The sequence below is a fragment of the Qipengyuania sp. 902 genome, assembly GCF_051195295.1.
Classification (GTDB): Bacteria; Pseudomonadota; Alphaproteobacteria; order Sphingomonadales; family Sphingomonadaceae; genus Qipengyuania.
In genome coordinates this window covers 1,010,461-1,026,779 of sequence record NZ_JBNJLJ010000001.1, presented here as the reverse complement: position 1 = coordinate 1,026,779, position 16,319 = coordinate 1,010,461, and the positions used below count along the sequence as shown (strand labels likewise).

General features: G+C 62.2%; 10 protein-coding genes. 5 read left to right on the top strand and 5 right to left on the bottom strand.

The window, feature by feature from the left end; all coding sequences use genetic code 11:
• The first annotated feature begins 61 nt into the window (after positions 1–61).
• A complete protein-coding gene (locus ACSH0F_RS05060; RefSeq protein ID WP_305933523.1) occupies positions 62–496 on the top strand; it encodes an IS5 family transposase in 435 nt (144 codons plus the stop codon).
• Here the strand turns inward: ACSH0F_RS05060 and ACSH0F_RS05055 are convergent, their stop codons facing one another.
• Positions 497–1,129, bottom strand: a complete 633-nt coding sequence (locus tag ACSH0F_RS05055) for a TetR/AcrR family transcriptional regulator (protein WP_305933524.1) — start codon at positions 1,127–1,129, stop codon at positions 497–499.
• Positions 1,130–1,224: 95 nt separating this feature from the next.
• Here ACSH0F_RS05055 and ACSH0F_RS05050 point away from each other — a divergent pair, with 95 nt between their 5' ends.
• From ACSH0F_RS05050 to ACSH0F_RS05035, 4 genes are all read left to right on the top strand, one after another.
• Complete coding sequence (locus ACSH0F_RS05050; protein WP_435200484.1) at positions 1,225–2,391, top strand: efflux RND transporter periplasmic adaptor subunit; 1,167 nt, start codon at positions 1,225–1,227, stop codon at positions 2,389–2,391.
• A 3-nt stretch (positions 2,392–2,394) separates the two neighbouring features.
• Positions 2,395–5,649: a multidrug efflux RND transporter permease subunit gene (locus ACSH0F_RS05045; RefSeq protein WP_435200482.1), complete on the top strand. Its 3,255-nt coding sequence runs from the start codon at positions 2,395–2,397 to the stop codon at positions 5,647–5,649.
• Entirely contained in the window at positions 5,646–7,115 is a 1,470-nt protein-coding gene (locus ACSH0F_RS05040; RefSeq protein ID WP_435200480.1) for an efflux transporter outer membrane subunit, read from the top strand. Before ACSH0F_RS05045 ends, ACSH0F_RS05040 begins: the two co-directional genes overlap by 4 nt.
• Positions 7,116–7,221: 106 nt before the next feature.
• The gene (locus ACSH0F_RS05035; RefSeq protein WP_435200478.1) at positions 7,222–7,854 is read left to right on the top strand and encodes a tyrosine-type recombinase/integrase; all 633 of its coding nucleotides are present in this window, start codon (positions 7,222–7,224) and stop codon (positions 7,852–7,854) included.
• Between the two features lie 106 nt (positions 7,855–7,960).
• Here ACSH0F_RS05035 and ACSH0F_RS05030 read toward each other — a convergent pair whose 3' ends face one another.
• The 4 genes from ACSH0F_RS05030 to ACSH0F_RS05015 form a co-directional block, all read right to left on the bottom strand.
• Positions 7,961–8,527, bottom strand: coding sequence for a hypothetical protein (locus ACSH0F_RS05030; protein WP_435200476.1), 567 nt, complete (start codon positions 8,525–8,527; stop codon positions 7,961–7,963).
• Positions 8,528–8,876: 349 nt separating this feature from the next.
• On the bottom strand, positions 8,877–10,850 hold the full coding sequence (locus ACSH0F_RS05025) for a ParB/RepB/Spo0J family partition protein (protein WP_305933527.1): 1,974 nt from the start codon (positions 10,848–10,850) through the stop codon (positions 8,877–8,879).
• Between the two features lie 103 nt (positions 10,851–10,953).
• Positions 10,954–15,201, bottom strand: coding sequence for a strawberry notch-like NTP hydrolase domain-containing protein (locus ACSH0F_RS05020; RefSeq protein ID WP_435200473.1), 4,248 nt, complete (start codon positions 15,199–15,201; stop codon positions 10,954–10,956).
• 75 nt (positions 15,202–15,276) lie between these two features.
• Positions 15,277–16,191, bottom strand: a complete 915-nt coding sequence (locus tag ACSH0F_RS05015) for a DUF7146 domain-containing protein (RefSeq protein ID WP_305933529.1) — start codon at positions 16,189–16,191, stop codon at positions 15,277–15,279.
• Between the last annotated feature and the right edge of the window lie 128 nt (positions 16,192–16,319).

Sequence of the window (16,319 nt, the reverse complement as noted above, 5' to 3'; positions counted from 1 at the left end):
CTTCGTCACTACGACGAAGCCCAAATCCTCCTTAAATCACAACCTCAAATCTGTGCCATAGGTGCTGACGGGGGACACGCGCGGCGGCTTCACCACCAAACTCCACGCAAGATGCGATGCCAGAGGCTTGCCCCTCGGCTTCGTGCTGACACCGGGGCAGGCACACGATGTGCAGGGCTTCGCTCCGCTGTTCCGCATGCTATCCGACCGGATCGAGGCCTTCCTGGCTGATCGGGGATACGATGCCGATGCGATCCGCGAAGAGATCGAGGCGGCGGGCGTCGAGGCGGTGATCCCGGCCAAGGGCAACCGGCGCAATCCCGCCGGGCATGATCGCGCGAAATACAAGCGGCGCAACCTGATCGAGCGACTGTTCAATAAACTCAAGAACTGGCGACGCGTTGCGACCCGCTACGACAAAACAAAGGAATCCTATCTCGGCTTCGTCGCGCTCGCCTCAGTCAAACTCTGGATACCCTTTGTCCACGAAACCTAGTTATCGGTGAGCTTCACTAAAACTAGAAAGACCGGCGCCTGCAATGAAGAAATCCACTTGGTCGCGTAAACGCTGAGGTGTGTGATTAACTGCTATCCTATGGCTGATCGCTTCTGCATGAAGATCGCTCACAAAAATGCCGAGAAACATTTCAGCCAGCATTGCAGGGCTGCCATGCATCGTCGCACCGTTCATTTTCCATGAAACGAACATCTGTTCGACTGCTTGCCGGGTTCGGGTAGCGGTGCGCTCGAAAAAGACACGTGCGAATTCACGGTCACTGACACTGCGAGCGATCACAATGCGAACCAGAGCGACGACCTCAGGCTCCAGGAAGTGTGAGTGCAATCCCTCTGCAAGACGCAGTAATATTGCTGGCGGGTCGCCTCCCTGTTCCAGTGCTTCAGAAACAAGCGTTTCGCCCGAAGATGCTTTCTCCAAAACCACTGCCTCGAGCAGGCCGTCCTTGTTTCCGAAGAGCTTGTAGATCGTAGCCAGTGATCCCCCGGCGCGATCGACGATGTCGCCGAGTGTCGTACGTTCGAAACCTTGCTCGACGAAGAGGGTTCGAGCAGCCTCGATAATCGCGCGTTTCCGGCGGTCGAGACGGCAGAATTCGTCATGTTCGATCATTTGACAGGGCTCTACGATAACGGGTTGCGTGGCAAGGGTGTAATACCTATTACACCTTCGCACCTGCACAAAAGCTGACTGAAAGCCACTTCGCCGTGAAGCCCATCCTAGCCGGCCTGGCCGCCTGCCTCCTCCTCTCCGCCTGTTCGGCTGCCGATACGCCTCCGGAGCAGCAGCCAATCCCGGTCAAGACGGTTACCGTTGCCAGCGCCACGGTTCCCAACGTGATCGAACTGCCGGGCCGGGTCGAACCGGTGCGCGTTGCCGAAGTCCGCGCTCGCGTGACCGGCATCGTGCAGGAACGGCTCTATGAAGAAGGAACCGACGTTCGCGCGGGTCAGCCGCTGTTCCGGATCGATCCGCGCGAATTGCGGGCAAGCTATGCCCAGACACAGGCAGCACTGGCACGTGCGCGGGCCACCGCGGCGAACGCCAAGGCTGTCGTCGAGCGCTATCGCCCGCTGGTCGACGAGAATGCCATCAGCGGTCAGGAATATGACGCCGCGCTCGCCGCTTCGCGGGAAGCAGAGGCGAATGTCGCGCAGATCCGTGCGCAACTCGAATCGGCATCGCTCCAACTTGGCTACACCACCGTGCGTGCCCCGATCGGCGGGCGGGCCGGACGGGCACAGATTACCGAAGGCGCGCTTGTCAGTCAGCCGGAAGGCACGCTGATGACCCGGATCGAGCAGATTTCGCCGGTCTACGTTAGCTTCGCCCAGGCGGCTAGCGAAGTCCTCAGGTTGCGCCGGGCCATCGCCGCAGGCGAAATCGAACTGGACGAAAACGACCGCGTCGAGGTGCGCCTGACCTTCAGCGACGGGACCGAATACCCGATTCCCGGCTATATCGACTTCCTTGCCTTCTCCGTCGATCAGCAGACAGGGACGGTAGAGTTACGAGCCGAGTTTCCCAATCCACAGCGGCTGCTGCTACCCGGCGAATTCGTGCGCGCCCAAATCTATGCCGGCGAGATACAGAACGGCCTGACCGTGCCGCAGCGCGCCGTTTCGCTCACCGAGGAGGGCGGGACGGTGTTCGTCGTCGATAGCGAAGGATTGGCTGCAATCCGCCCGATCCAGCTCGGCGCGATGGTCGATGGAAACTGGATCGTGGAGGGCGGCCTTCGCCCCGGCGATGTCGTCATCACCAGCAACCTGCAGAAAATCAGGCCGGGTGTGCCGGTGAAAGTCTCGAACACGCCGACCGGGCAGAACAAGCCTGCAAAAGTTCCCGCTCAAACCGATCGCGGGGCGCAATAGACCATGGCGCGGTTCTTCATCGACAGGCCGATTTTTGCCTGGGTGGTTTCGCTCGGCATCCTGCTGGCGGGCTTTATCGCCCTGCGCGCACTTCCGATCGAACAGTATCCAGAGGTCGCCCCACCATCGCTGACCATCAGCGTCGTGTATCCCGGTGCGGACGCAGAGACGCTCGAACAGAACGTCACGCAGGTCATCGAGCAGCAGCTCAACGGGGTGGAGGGTTTCCTCTACATGTCCTCGTCCAGCGGGTCGAACGGAGCGGCGAGTATCACGCTGACCTTCGAGGCGGGTACCGACATCGATATCGCCCAGACCGAGGTGCAGAACCGCTTGAGCACGGTCGAGGCGCGCCTGCCTGAAGAGGTCCGGCGACAGGGTATCACCGTGCGCCAGGCGAACGCCGGCTTCCTGATGATCGTCGCGCTCACATCGGAAAGCGGCGACCTTACGACTACCGATCTGGGCAACATCGCTGCGAACCAGGTTGTGGACGAGTTGCGCCGGGTGACCGGTGTGGGCGATGTCACGCTCTTCGGTTCGCAATATGCCATGCGCATCTGGCTAGATCCCGAAGCGCTGGCAGCCTACAACCTGTCCCCAAGCGCAGTACTTGCCGCCATCCGCGAGCAGAATTCGCAGACCGCCGGCGGCTCGATCGGCGCCCGGCCGCTCGCCGATGGGCAACAGATCAGCGCGACCATCTCGACCGAAGGCCGGTTCACCACCGTCGAAGAGTTCGAGAACATCATTCTTCGCGCCAATTCCGGCGCGGCAGTGGTAAGGCTTGGCGAGGTTGCGCGCGTCGAAATCGGTGCGCAAAGCTACGCCACTTCCACCACTCTCAACGGACAACCCATGGCGGGGATGGCGATCCAGTTGGGGACCGGTGCCAACGCGCTTGCCGCTGCAGGGGGCGTGAAGGAGCGTCTCGCCGAAATCGCGCCCGGTCTTCCGGGAGACGTAAGCTGGTCGATCCCTTACGATACGACGCCTTTCGTTCAGGCTTCGGTGGAAGAAGTGGTGAAGACCTTGGTCGAGGCCATGGTGCTGGTCTTCCTCGTCATGTTCCTGTTCCTGCAGAACTGGCGAGCGACACTGATACCGACACTGGTAGTTCCGATTGCCCTGGCAGGCGCCTGTCTCGGTTTGTGGTTGTTCGGCTTTTCGATCAACGTGCTCTCGCTCTTCGGAATGGTCCTAGCGATCGGTATCCTGGTCGATGATGCGATCGTGGTGATCGAGAATGTCGAGCGCATCATGCGTGAAGAAGGCCTCCCGCCCCTGCAGGCGACCCGCAAGGCAATGGGCCAGATCACCGGAGCGATCATCGGCATCACGCTGGTGCTGATCGCGGTTTTCGTGCCGATGGCCTTCTTCCCCGGCTCCACCGGGGGTATCTATCGTCAGTTCTCGGTTACGCTTGCCATTGCCATTTTCTTCTCGGCGTTCCTGGCGCTTTCCCTGACGCCGGCTCTTTGCGCCACCTTCCTGAAGCCGATCGCTAAAGGTCATGGGGAGGGCGGGCAGGTTGCGGTCGATACCGAAGCCGAAATGCAACCCGGCTGGCGAGGACGCGTCGCCCAAGTGCGCAACAAGGCCGCCCGATTCTTTGGCCGGTTCAATGGCTGGTTCGCGCGGATGCAGGAGAAGTACGGCCGGGCCAATGACCGCATCCTGTCGCGGCCATGGCGCGGTTTCGCCGTATTTCTGGCTCTGGGCGCAGTAACGATTCTGCTGTTCATGCGCCTCCCGTCTGCCTTTCTGCCGACGGAGGACCAGGGGTTCCTCATCACCGCAGTTCAGGCGCCGCCGGGAGCGACGCAGGAGCGCACCGACGAAGCTCTGGAGCCGATCGAGGATTTCTGGTTGGCTCGCGAAGAGGTGGAAAACCTCGTTGTCGTGCGCGGATTCAGTTTCTTCGGTCAGGGTCAGAACAATGCGATCATGTTCGCGTCGTTCAAGCCATGGGAAGAGCGTACCGCCGAAGGAAGCGGCGCGGCCGAAATCCTCGGCCAGGCGATGGGCACTTTCGGCCAGTTGGACAGCGCGATCGCATTCGTAATCCAGCCACCGGCGATCCAGTCGCTCGGGCAGGCAAGCGGCTTTACGCTGAAACTGCAGGATCGCGCAGGTCTTGGCCGTGAGACGTTGACGGCGGCGCGCGACCAATTGCTCGGCATGGCGTCGCAAAGCCCGATGATCGCCAACCTGCGACCCGAAGATCAGGGACCAAGCCCGCAGCTCGCGCTCGAGATCGACCGCGTCCAGGCACGGGCGCTTGGGCTCTCGCTTACCGATGTTAACGCGGCACTGTCGATCACCTTTGGCTCGGCCTATGCCAACGACTTCAACCGCGACGGGCGTGTCTTGCAGGTGCTCGTCCAAGCGGACGCGCCTTATCGCATGAGCCCCGAAGACGTGCTGTCGCTGCGTATTCCGAACGCGGAGGGGCAGCTTGTGCCGTTCAGCGCCTTCGCCACTGCGGACTGGTCGGCAGCTCCGGCCAGCCTTGCACGCTACAACGGTTACCCCGCCATGACCCTTTCCGGCATGGCTGCTCCCGGTGAATCGTCCGGTGCTGCACTCGCGGAAATGGAACGTCTGGCGGAGCAACTGCCGCAGGGGATCGGCTATGAATGGACGGGTATCTCTTACGAGGAAAAGCAGGCCGGCGGGCAGATTGGCCTGCTGCTCGGCCTGTCGGTCGTTGTGGTATTCCTTGTGCTTGCGGCGCTCTACGAAAGCTGGGCTGTTCCTCTCGCGGTGCTCTTGATCGTGCCCATGGGCGTACTCGGTGCGGTGTTGTTCTCGATGCTGCGCGGTCTTTCGGCGGACGTCTATTTTAATGTCGGATTGATCACGATCATCGGACTCGCGGCAAAGAACGCAATCCTCATCGTTGAATTCGCCATTGAGGAAGAAGAACGTGGCCTAAGGCGGATTGATGCAGTGAAAGCGGCCGCTCGCCTGCGCCTGCGTCCGATCATCATGACCTCGCTGGCATTCACTATGGGTATGGTTCCGCTCGTGCTCGCGAGTGGTGCCGGGGCCGCAAGTCGCATCGCGGTTGGTACCGGAGTGATGGGAGGAATGATCGCCGCGACCGTGCTCGGTATCTTCCTGATCCCGATGCTGTATCTCCTGGTGCGGCGAAACGTCAGCCGCAAGCAGCCTGTCGCAACCGGCGGTCATGAAGGCGATACAGACCCAGTCGAGAAATCCGGTCCTGCAATCGAAGAAGGGCGCGCTCCATGACGCGATCGACGAGAAAGCTGGCCGCTCTGGCGATCGGTTCCAGTCTGCTTGCCAGCTGCGCGAGCATGGCCCCCGAGCACTCCCGCCCCGAGGCAGCCACCGCGCCTGCCTTCGATGCCGAGTACGGACCGGACGGGACAGTCGTCGCATCGCAATTGTCCTATCGCGAGTGGTTCGGTGACCCGCGATTGGAGCAACTCATCGCGAGTGCGCTTGAAAACAACCGCGATCTCCTCGCCGCAACGGCAAGGGTCGAACAGGCCCGTGCGCGCTATCGGATAGAAGACAGCCGGCAATTGCCGGCGCTGGTTGGAGATGGCAGCGCCGTACGGACGAGGCAGCCGCTCTCGACCAATCCGGCGCTGGACACCGGGGATGTCGAAGGTGCCCCCGACTCAGTCACCTTCAACCGCTTTGATGTGGGCGTAGGGGTTACCTCTTTCGAGCTCGATTTCTGGGGGCGAATTGCCAGTTTGAGCGAAGCTGCCCGCGCGGAATATCTGGCCACGGCTGCCGCGCAGCGGGCCTTCTACCTTTCGCTCATCGCCGACACCGCCAACACCTATTTCGAGATCGTGGAAACCGAGGAGCAGATCGCGCTGGCCCAGGCGACCGCCGAAAGCAGGCGCGAAGGTTTGCGGATCGCACGGCTACGCCTTGAAAACGGGGTGACCTCGGCACTTCCATACCGGCAGGCCGAGACCTTGCTGACGCAGGCGGAACAGCAATTGGCAAGCGAACGACTGGCCTTGGCGCAACTGCGCAACCAGCTCGCCGTTCTGGTGGGCGGGACCATACCCGAAACTTTGCCAGAAGGCGTATCTCTTGCCGAGCAGGGTGACGAGCGCAGGCTTGCGGCTGGATTGCCGTCAGATCTCCTGCTGGTGCGCCCGGACATTATCGCTGCCGAAGAACAGCTACGTGCTGCGCGCGCGAATATCGGGGCTGCTCGCGCGGCCTTCTTCCCGACCATTTCGCTCACCGGAAGTGCAGGACTGTCCTCGAACAGTCTCGACGGCCTGTTTTCGAGCGATGGGCTGGGCTGGAGTTTTGGGCCGTCCATATCTCTGCCGATTTTCGACTGGGGAGCGCGCGAGGCCGATCTCGATCTGGCGCAGGCGCTCGAAGTCGAACAGGTCGCGAACTACGACCGCACCGTTCAGAACGCCTTCCGCGAGGTATCGGATGCGCTGGCAGGGAGGCGCTATCTCGCCGAACAATTGATGACCCTCGAAACCTCGGTAGAGGCGCAGCAGCAGATCGCCCGCATTGCCCGGTTACGCTACCGCGAAGGAGTGGCAGACTATCTCGAGGTCCTCGACGCCGAACGCAATCTGTTCAGCGCTCAGCAACAGCTTCTTGCCGTTCAGCGTGCTTGGTTGCAAAATCGTGCGACGCTGTTCGTTGCCCTCGGCGGCGGCGCCAATCCCAGCATTAAGCACAGGCCGCTTCCGATGGTTCGATAGCCAAAAGCAGCCTGTCCGCTTTCGGCCCCACAAAGGCCGCTGGATCCAAATTTTCACCTTATGCGGTTGCTTTTCCCTTGGCCAATGACGGCCAAGGAGAAAGACAATGGGATACTCACGATTTGATCCTGCCATGCAGAAGTGCGTGGCGTGGAACGCTGGAAAAAATGTCGGAACCAAGCGCCCGCTGACGCAAAAGCAGATTTGGGCGATCCGCTTCCATCTCGACCGCGAAGGGCTGTTGAGGGACAAGGCCCTCTTCGATCTCGCTATCGACAGTAAACTGCGAGGCTGTGATCTGTTCAAGATCAGGATCGGCGACGTCGTAGCTGGGGCTGACATCCGCAACCGAGCGACTGTTATCCAACAAAAGACCAGCCGACCGGTTCAATTCGAAATTACCGCAGACGTGCGCACCACTCTGATTGCTTGGCTGGAGCGGCGTGGTGGGTCCGTGAACGAATATCTCTTCCCGAGCCGCGTCGATCGCCAAGGCCACATGAGCACCCGTCAATACGCGCGCCTGGTCGACGAATGGGTGACCGCCATCGGGTTGCGTAAGGCCGAGTACGGCACGCACTCACTGCGTCGGACAAAGGCGGCCATGATCTACCGCGCTACAGGTAACATCGGGGCAATTCAGATCCTGCTTGGTCATACCAAGATTGAAAATACCGTCCGCTACCTTGGGGTCGACGTAGAGGATGCTCTCCTACTCGCCGAGCGAACGGAGATCTGACTCTGGGAGCGGTCGGTCAGCAGAAGTTGATCGACCGCTTCAGGGTCGAGCCTAAGCAGGTTGCCTTGGCCGATATGGGGTGGGAAGCGGACATGAGAGTCGAGGTTTATCCTTTCGGTGGGCGCGGGTCCTTGAAGGCTTCCCACATCTCCGGCTGAAACCAGTCGCATTGCAATTGCGGTTGAGCGGCCTTGAGCGCTTCGAATTCAGCTCGCGGGGCGTTAAGTGCAGTGCCAAGATACCTAAGGCTTGCCATGGTTCGCAAAGGAGCCAGGCTCTGGTCTTCAAGCTTGGTGTTGGTGAGGAAGAGCGCTTCTAGGGCAAAGCCTTCCAGCGGGGCGAGGGTTGGTATTTTTTGGGCAGTCCACATACTACCCTCGATGCCTAATACCTTAAGCCTACTGGCCAGCGGACGTAACCAATCAAGGTTGCTCAGATGCTTGGCGTTTTCAATGAACAGCCGTTCCAATTTCGGTAGAGCGAGGATCGGCGTGAAGTCTGCGATGTTGCGCGGCGAGTCGATCTTGAGAATCTTGAGTCCGACGAGTTCAGAGAGCGGAGCGAGATCGGTAGCGGTAACGGGATACTCCAGCGCCAAGTACTCCAAGCTTTTCAAACAGCTTAATCGCTCCAAAAAGTCCTGATTGACTGCTTGCGCCTCGAACTCACGCAATCCCTGGCGGTCTTCTATCCCACGGTGCGACGTCTTAATCCGCGAAAGCCGGGCGCAACTCACATTCAAAGGAACGTCCTCGCCGCGCTCATACGAGCCACAATCAGGGCGGTGAGTATGAAGCCAAAACCGGTAGTGCTCACTTGGGCTTGTTGCGTTGCTCCCCATAGATGTTCAGTAGCGTTACTCTACAGATGTCCGCAATGGGGTCGTTAGCCGATTGACAGCTTTTCGCGTCGTGGTTCGGATAGCGGACCGTCCGTTACCGGCCCAAATTCTGACATGAAAAAGGCGGTCCGTCCCAATTGGGACGGACCGCCCACCGAGCGACCTCGACCTGTCAGGAGGGTCAGGCAGCCTGCTCGGCAATTTCGTCTGTCGCATCGTCGCTGACTGCCTCGTCGACTTCGACATCAATCGGCGCGACCTCCTGAGCAGCAGTGAACAGCATGATCGCAGGAACCCAGGCTTGCGCCCGCTCCTTGACCTCGGCCTCGCCGATGAAGTTGCCTGAGAAGATGCGCTCGGCTGCGCTCGCAAGCTCAGCCTTCTTCGAAGCAGCGTATCGGCTGACCAGCTCCGGACCACCCGTAGCATCGAGCGCTTCGAGCGTGCGAGCCTTGGCCACGCGGTCGAAATAGTTTGCCGCGGTGGGACGCCACCAATGCGCGGTTTCGATTTCCAGAAGTGCCCCGAGCGCTTCGTGCATGGGCACCGAACGATCGCCTTCGCAGGCTAGGCTGGCGACGAGCGTGCGCGAGACGACATGACCAAGCCAGGCCGAACGCGCCTCATCGGAAAGCGACCGGAACCTGGCAAACCGCTCGACGTCGGTCTCGCCCGAGCGCCAGCTTTCGTCGAGCGAACCAGCGAACTCGGCCAGAGCAGCGCTCGCCGGTGCATCCTTGGCCTCAAACCCGGCAACCGGTCCAGACGCGATGGAGCCGACAAGCGTCGATGCCTTTCTGGCGCGCCAGTCGTGCCCATCGGCATCCGCGAGCGTGAAGACCATGAAGTCGAGCGCCAGTGCCGGATCGTTAGCGAGATGGATCGCCAGGATATCGCGGCGCTGCATTGCGAGTTCGTCGAGCAGGCGCTGCGAAAGCGAGCTGCCCTTGGGTTTAACCGCTCCGCTTTCTTCGACTGCCTCCACCACACCTTCGTCAGCGATGACTTCGGTCTCGGTGTAGAACTGCGGGACCAAGGTCGGCTCGCCATTGCGCGAGAGGATAAGGAAGGCACCGGCCTCGGGTTTCAGCTCGTCGGCGAGCACGGGCGGCCGGTCATTGAGCGCGCGCATGGCGCGGTCGATGACGACGAGTTCCTGTTCGGCCTTGGCGACCTCGTCCTCGTGGCTGTCCTCGTCTTCGAGCACGGCGGCGACGCGGTCGTAGTCGGCCTCGAGCTCGCCAAGTTCCTTCGCTTCCTGTTCCGTCATCGGCGCAGGCTCGCAAGGCAGACGGCTCAGACCTTCGACAAGGTCGTGACTGACATAGGTGCCCAGCGTCGGCCGAACCCAGGCAAGGCCATATTCGAGCGCAGCCTTTTTTGCCGCCTCTTCCATGGCCTTGTGCGCGAGGTCCTCGAGCAGCGCGACATCGATCCAGCTCTCGCTGGCGTCATCGTCGAAGAGTTCGCGTTCGATCCGGCCACCCGCACCGATGTACGCATCGCGTCCGACCAAAACAGCTCGCGGATCAGAACCGCGCACCGTGGCATCGAGCACCATGCGGCGGATTGTATCGGGCGTGATCTGGTACCAGGCATCCTGCAGCTCGGCATAGACATGCGCCTGGCGCTCGACGTCGGAAATCGCGCCGTAGGCCTTGGCCATATCGAGCGTGATCGTGCCTTCGGCGAGCGCTTCGAAAACGCAAGGCGCGAGGCTTGCGAGGCGCAGACGTCCTTCGACGAAACGGACCGTGAGGCCGAAGCGGCGCGCCACGTCTTCAGGGGTAGCGCCTGCTTCGATGATGGAGGCGAAGGCCTGCGCCTCGTCGGCCGGGTTCATTGCGAGACGCTGGAAATTCTCGGCAAGGCTGGCTTCGCGCACTTCGCTTTCCTCGCCTTCGATGACGAGGCAGGTGACCTCGTGGTTCTCGGGCAAGGTGCCCTCTTCGGCCAGCGCCAGCAGCGCGGCGAGACGGCGACCGCCGGCCTCGACCTCGAACTTGCCGCGCTTTCCTTTGCGTACGACGAGGTTCTGCAGCAGGCCGCGCGCGGCGATGTCTGCCCGCAGCTGGAGGTCGGCCAGCACGTCGTTCGACTTGCGAACGTTACGCGGGCTGGGAACAAGCTTCTTCAAGGGGATCGACTGGATCATTGGTGTTCTCCTGATGGATTGAAGGCGCCAGTGAGGATCACTTGGCCCACAAGCCCAAAGGGCTCCCTCCACTCTCATTCCGAGACTGGGGTCTCCCGAGGGATCAGGCGGCTAGCGCAGGGAGGACGGACGAGGCTCTCGACACCGGCACGAACAGCCGCGTGCGGTAGCGGATGATCTCGGTGAAGCAGCCCTTGCCCTTGTACCAGTCGAGCCGATCGGGCGAAAATCCGGTCAGTTCAAGGCGCTGTTCGCCTCCGACCAGCGAGCGCTTCACGGTGAGTGGATCGTGGCTTGCAAGGTCCAGCGGTTTGCCGCTTTCGAGGACGAGGTCGCCGATCTGGTCCGGCGCCGGACCGGTAACTCCGGAAAGACCAAAGGTATCGGCGATTGCGGCGAGATCGATATCGAGCACTTCGCGACCGATGATCGACTGGCCGTCCTCGGCAACGAGCCGGGTGACGCGGACATGATCGCCGGGCAGGCGCTTCCAGACAGGAAGCAGCAGTCCGGTGGCGAGATGGACGCGCTCGGTCACCGGTGACTTGGCCGCTTCCTCTTCCTCGGCCAGCCAGGCGCTGGTGAACGCTGTGACGCCAATTTCCTCCCAGTGGCTCTCACCAAGTGCTTCAAGCGTCCAGTTCGCGGAATTGAGCGGACGCAGAAGGCGTCGGCGTTCGACCACGGTCCCGTCGTCGGCGATGAGGCGCCGGGCTGGAACAGACAGCGCGACCTTGCCCGAGCGCGCATTGCGCAAGGGGATCGCGTGCGCGCTGCCGATCTCGTGCATCCGCACCAGGCGCTGCAACCGCAGAGGCCGAAGGTACCTTACCACCTCGAGCGAGACGAGGCGGGTCTCCGCTCCGGTCACGGGGTCGGTGCGCAGGAGCTCATCGGCGAGGACCGTGAAGCGATCGACCCTGATGGTTTCCAGTCCCTGGTCGAGCGTTCCGGCCTCGCGCGCGGCTTCGATCCGCGCTTCCACCAGCCCGAGATACTCGTCGAATATGGCGTTCTGCAGCGCGATCGGCAGCGCGAGGATGCGGTTGAGCCAGCGCTGGATCGTGGGGAGATTGTCGGTCAGCCCGCCATCGGGATTTTCAAGCCGGAGGCCGGTGCGCTCCACGAAGTTGCCGAAGCTCGTGGCCTCTAGCTTGCCGTCATAGAGCAGCTGGAACCAGCGGCTGAGCGCGTCGCGTGCATAGTCGCTTTCGAGATTGTCTGCCGGATCGAACAGGTTCTGTCCGCCGGTCTGGCGCTGACCTCGCGTGAGCGCGCCCAATGCATCGAGCCTGCGGGCAATGGTCGAGATGAAGCGGCGCTCGCCCTTCACATCGGTGGTGACCGGGCGGAACAGCGGGGCCGAGGCCTGGTTGGTGCGGTTGGTGCGGCCGAGCCCCTGGATGGCGTTGTCAGCGCGCCAGCCCGGCTCGAGCAGGAAATGAACCCGGCGCTGCTGGTTCCTGGCGCCCAAATCAGCATGGTAGGAACGCCCAGTCCCGCCCGCATCCGAAAAGACCAGGATGCGCTTAATTCCTTCCATGAAGCTTTGCGCTTCTGCCACGTTGGCGCTTGGGCTTCGCCGTTCGAGGCGCTGCTGGCCATCGCGCCCCAGGACAAGCCTGCGGGTTCGGCCTGTGACCTCGGCCACGGCTTCGGTTCCAAAGTGCTCGATGATCGCATCGAGCGCTGTGGCGATCGGCGGCAGCGCGCAGAGTTGCTCGATCAGTGCATCGCGTGCTGCCACGGCGCGCGGGCAGAAAACGGGATTGCCCTCCCCGTCGCTCATCGCCTCGGAGCGAAGATTGCCATCCTCGTCGGCGAAGACCTGCATCAGGCGCACCGGGAAGCTCTTCGCAAGATAGTCGATGACGTATTCACGCGGCGAGAGATCGATATCGAGCGCTTCGCGTTCCTCGTCGGAGAGGTCGGCGAGGCGCCGGTCGAGCATAGCCTCGGCGGTCGAGACCAGCTGCACGACAACCGAATGGTCTTCGCCAAGCGCCGCTTCCATCGCGGGGATCAGGCTCGGCAGTTTCATGGAGAGCAGGAGCTGGGCAAAGAAGCGCTGCTTGGTGCCTTCGAAGATCGACAGCGCCGCAGCCTTGGCGTTGCGGTTGAGCGTATCGCCGCTGTCCTCGTCGACCACGCGGGTCGCTTCGAGCGCCGCCTCGAGATTGCGGTGAATGATCGCCCAGGCCTCGGCATAGGCATCGTAGATCCGCACCTGTGCTTCGCTCAGGTTATGTTCGAGGATTTCGTACTCGACCCCGGCGAAGGACAGCGCACGGGCGAGATAGAGGCCCTGCGCCTTGAGGTCGCGGGCGACGAGTTCCATCGCCGCGACGCCGCCAGCGCGGATCTCGGTCATGAAAGCCTCGTGGGTCGGGAAAGCAGTCTCGGGTCCCCAGAGACCAAGCCGGGATGTGTAGCCAAGGTTGGCGATATCCGAAGCGCCAGTGGCAGACGCGTAGAGCACCCGGGCGCGCGGCAGATGGTTCTGCAGCCTGAGGCCCGCCATGCCCTGTTCGGAGCCCCTGACCTTGCCGCGGTTTGAAGAGCCACGGAGTGCATTGGCCATGGCGTGAGCCTCGTCGAAGGCAATCACGCCGTCGAAACTCTCACCCGCCCAGGCAAGGATCTGGTCGAGCCGCGTATCCTCGGCACGCCCCGAGCACAGCGTCGGATAAGTGACGAAGAGAATACCTTCGGACATCGTGACCGGGTGGCCGAGTTTCCAGCGCGAGAGCGGCTGGAGATCGAGCGGCAGCCCGCCAAGCGCTTCCCAGTCGCGGCGTGCATCTTCGAGCAGCGCCTCGTTCTTGGTGATCCAGACATGTCGGCGCTCGCCTGCGAGCCAGCGATCCATGATGACCGCGGCGATCTGCCGTCCTTTGCCCGCTCCGGTTCCGTCGCCGAGGAAGAAGCCTTGGCGGTAGGAGTGTCCGTCCTCGGAGAGTTCCAGCGAGGTGCCTTCCTGGCTCACGTTGAACTGACCCGGAAGATCGCGCGCAAATGCCTGGGCAGCGTAGACCAGTGTCTCGCATTGCGCTTCGGACAGCAGGCCATCGGCCTGCCAACATGCGGGAAGGCGCGGGCAAACATCGGGCTGCGGTGCCGCGACCGAACCCATGGCGACCGATTCCACGAGCGGGGTGGGATGGACCGGAGCATCTTCGAAGGCGATGCGGCTGGGCCGGTAAGGCAGGTATATGCCTGCCTGTTCGGGCACAGGCGCGGGGTCGGCGAGGACCGAATAGGCAAGGTCGATCGCATTCGCCGTGGCTGCTGGTGTCGCAGCGAACGGCGCCAGCGGCCGCACCGGCGCGCTTTGGGCCGAAGTCTTGCCAACGAGGCGCACTGGCTTGCCGAGCGGCAGGCGATAGATGTTGGCGGAGGTCTGTACGCGTGGCGGAAGCGCGGTGATAAGCTCGTGGAGCGAGATGAGGTCGGCAGTATCTCCGATGATCGCAGGCGAGGACGCAGTCGGCGTCTTGTCGAACACAACCAGGCGAACAGCGATCCCCGTCCCTGTCCGGCGAAACATCTGCTGCAGCCGAGCATCGAGGAGCAGCGATGCTTCGTCCTGTTCCTTGGCGAAGGTGGAGGCGTCGAAGCCTTCAGGCATAATGGCGACGATCCTCGCCCGATTAGCAGCGGCCCGGATTGCACCGCGTAGGTGACGCATAGCGGTCTCACCGTCCTTGCCGCGTTCCAGGCTGTGAGCGAACGGCGGGTTCGTCAGCACGGCAGACGGAACATGGCCGCGAAGCAAGTCGGCGATCAGTTCCCCGTCATGCGCAGTGATGGTGGCCGTGGGGAAGACGTGGGCCAGACCGTCTCGTCTTGCCGGATCGATCTCGTTGAGAAGCAGCGAAGCGTTCTGGAGGCAACCCCAGAGAGCAAGGGCACCATCGCCTGCGGACGGTTCGAGGAGCGTGTCTTGCGCGCAGACAGCTGCGGACTTCGCCATCAGCCAGGCCAGCATTGGCGGGGTCGAGAACTGCTGGAGCTCGACCTGTGCTTCGCTGCGAACGTGCCGCGGCGGCAAGGCTGCTTCGAGCCAGTCGAACCGCGCTTCGGCTTCGTGTACATTCGTCGCCAGATCGATCCGTGAGGACTCTCGAAGCCAGAGTAGTGCGGCGATCTCGACCGCGCTGTTGTAGTCGTCGATCGTCCAGGCACCTCCCCAGTCCAGAACACCGGCCTCTTCGGCGAACAGCCCGGAAATGTCGGTACGGGTAAGATGACGTCCCGAAGCAAGAAGCGCGGCAACTCGGGTGCCAATGGCATAGGCCATGGGCATGGACGGCAACTGCTCGCCGGCGGGAAACAAGTCAGATTGAAACATGGCAATTCGTCCTCCTGATGGGGGCATCGGGACACGCCCTCTGCCGGATCAGGAATTCGAGAAGCTTTCTCTCCTCTACCGCGCCGCTTTGCGGCGCAGCCATGCTGTAAGTTCATCGTTCCAGTCGGTGTCGCGTGAGGATGGTTTGCGAACGTGGATCGTCCGCCCTTCGCGGGCATAAGCGGCCAGGCCACGCGACGCGGCCAGCTCGCCGCCAGTATCGTGATCGACGAAGAGGTGAAGCTCGGTCACGCTCTCAGGCACGCTGACGAGACCGAAGCGCTCATTGCCCAGGGTCGCCCAGACGGGAATGCCGGTGAGAGCATAGGCCGACATCGCGCTCTCGACCCCCTCGGCAAGGCCAAGCTTGCCGGAAACTGGAGCGAAGAGACGAACAGCAGCTTCACCGAGCGCGCCGAGCGCGCGTTTCGGCTTTTCGAAAGCGGCCTTGCCTGAAGCCTCGGTAGACAGGAACGTGCGGTGGATGGCGATCGGGCCCTCGTCGAGGCTGACTGCCGCGATCATGGCGGGCAGAAAGCGGGCCCGTCCTTTCGGGCCAAGCGGCGTTCGTGGAAGGAAGCGGAGCGCCGGAGATGCGGCGAGGATGCCGCGGCTTTCAAGATATGCCTTTGCCGGACTAGCACGCAGTGGCTGTGCATCGCGCCAGATCCTCAGCGCTACCGCCGAGGGTTTGCAGGTGCTGGTTGATTCGGGTTCGTTGGTGGTCGCAGAACCTGAAAAAAGCGCCGGTGCCTCGAAACCTTCACGCGCCAGAGCAGCCAGCACGCTCTGCTGATCGCATCCCGCGAAACAGTGGAAGAGGATGGCCTGTCGGCCGAGCGACACACCGAGTGACGGCGTGCGGTCATCATGCGCGGGGCAACAGGCCATGCCCTTTGTGCCGGACCATTTGCCCCCTCGCGATTCGCAAATGCGACGGGCGGTCTCGGCAAGCGACCGGTTGGGATGAGTTTGGACAGACAGGGACATGCGAGCTCCTCAGCATGCAAAGTGGCCCCCTCATCAGCGTTCCTCTCCTCTCCCAAAGGCAGGCATTCGCGGCTTTCCTACAGGCACATGTTCTTTTTATGTTCTCTTTCGATTCGAATCAATGGAGC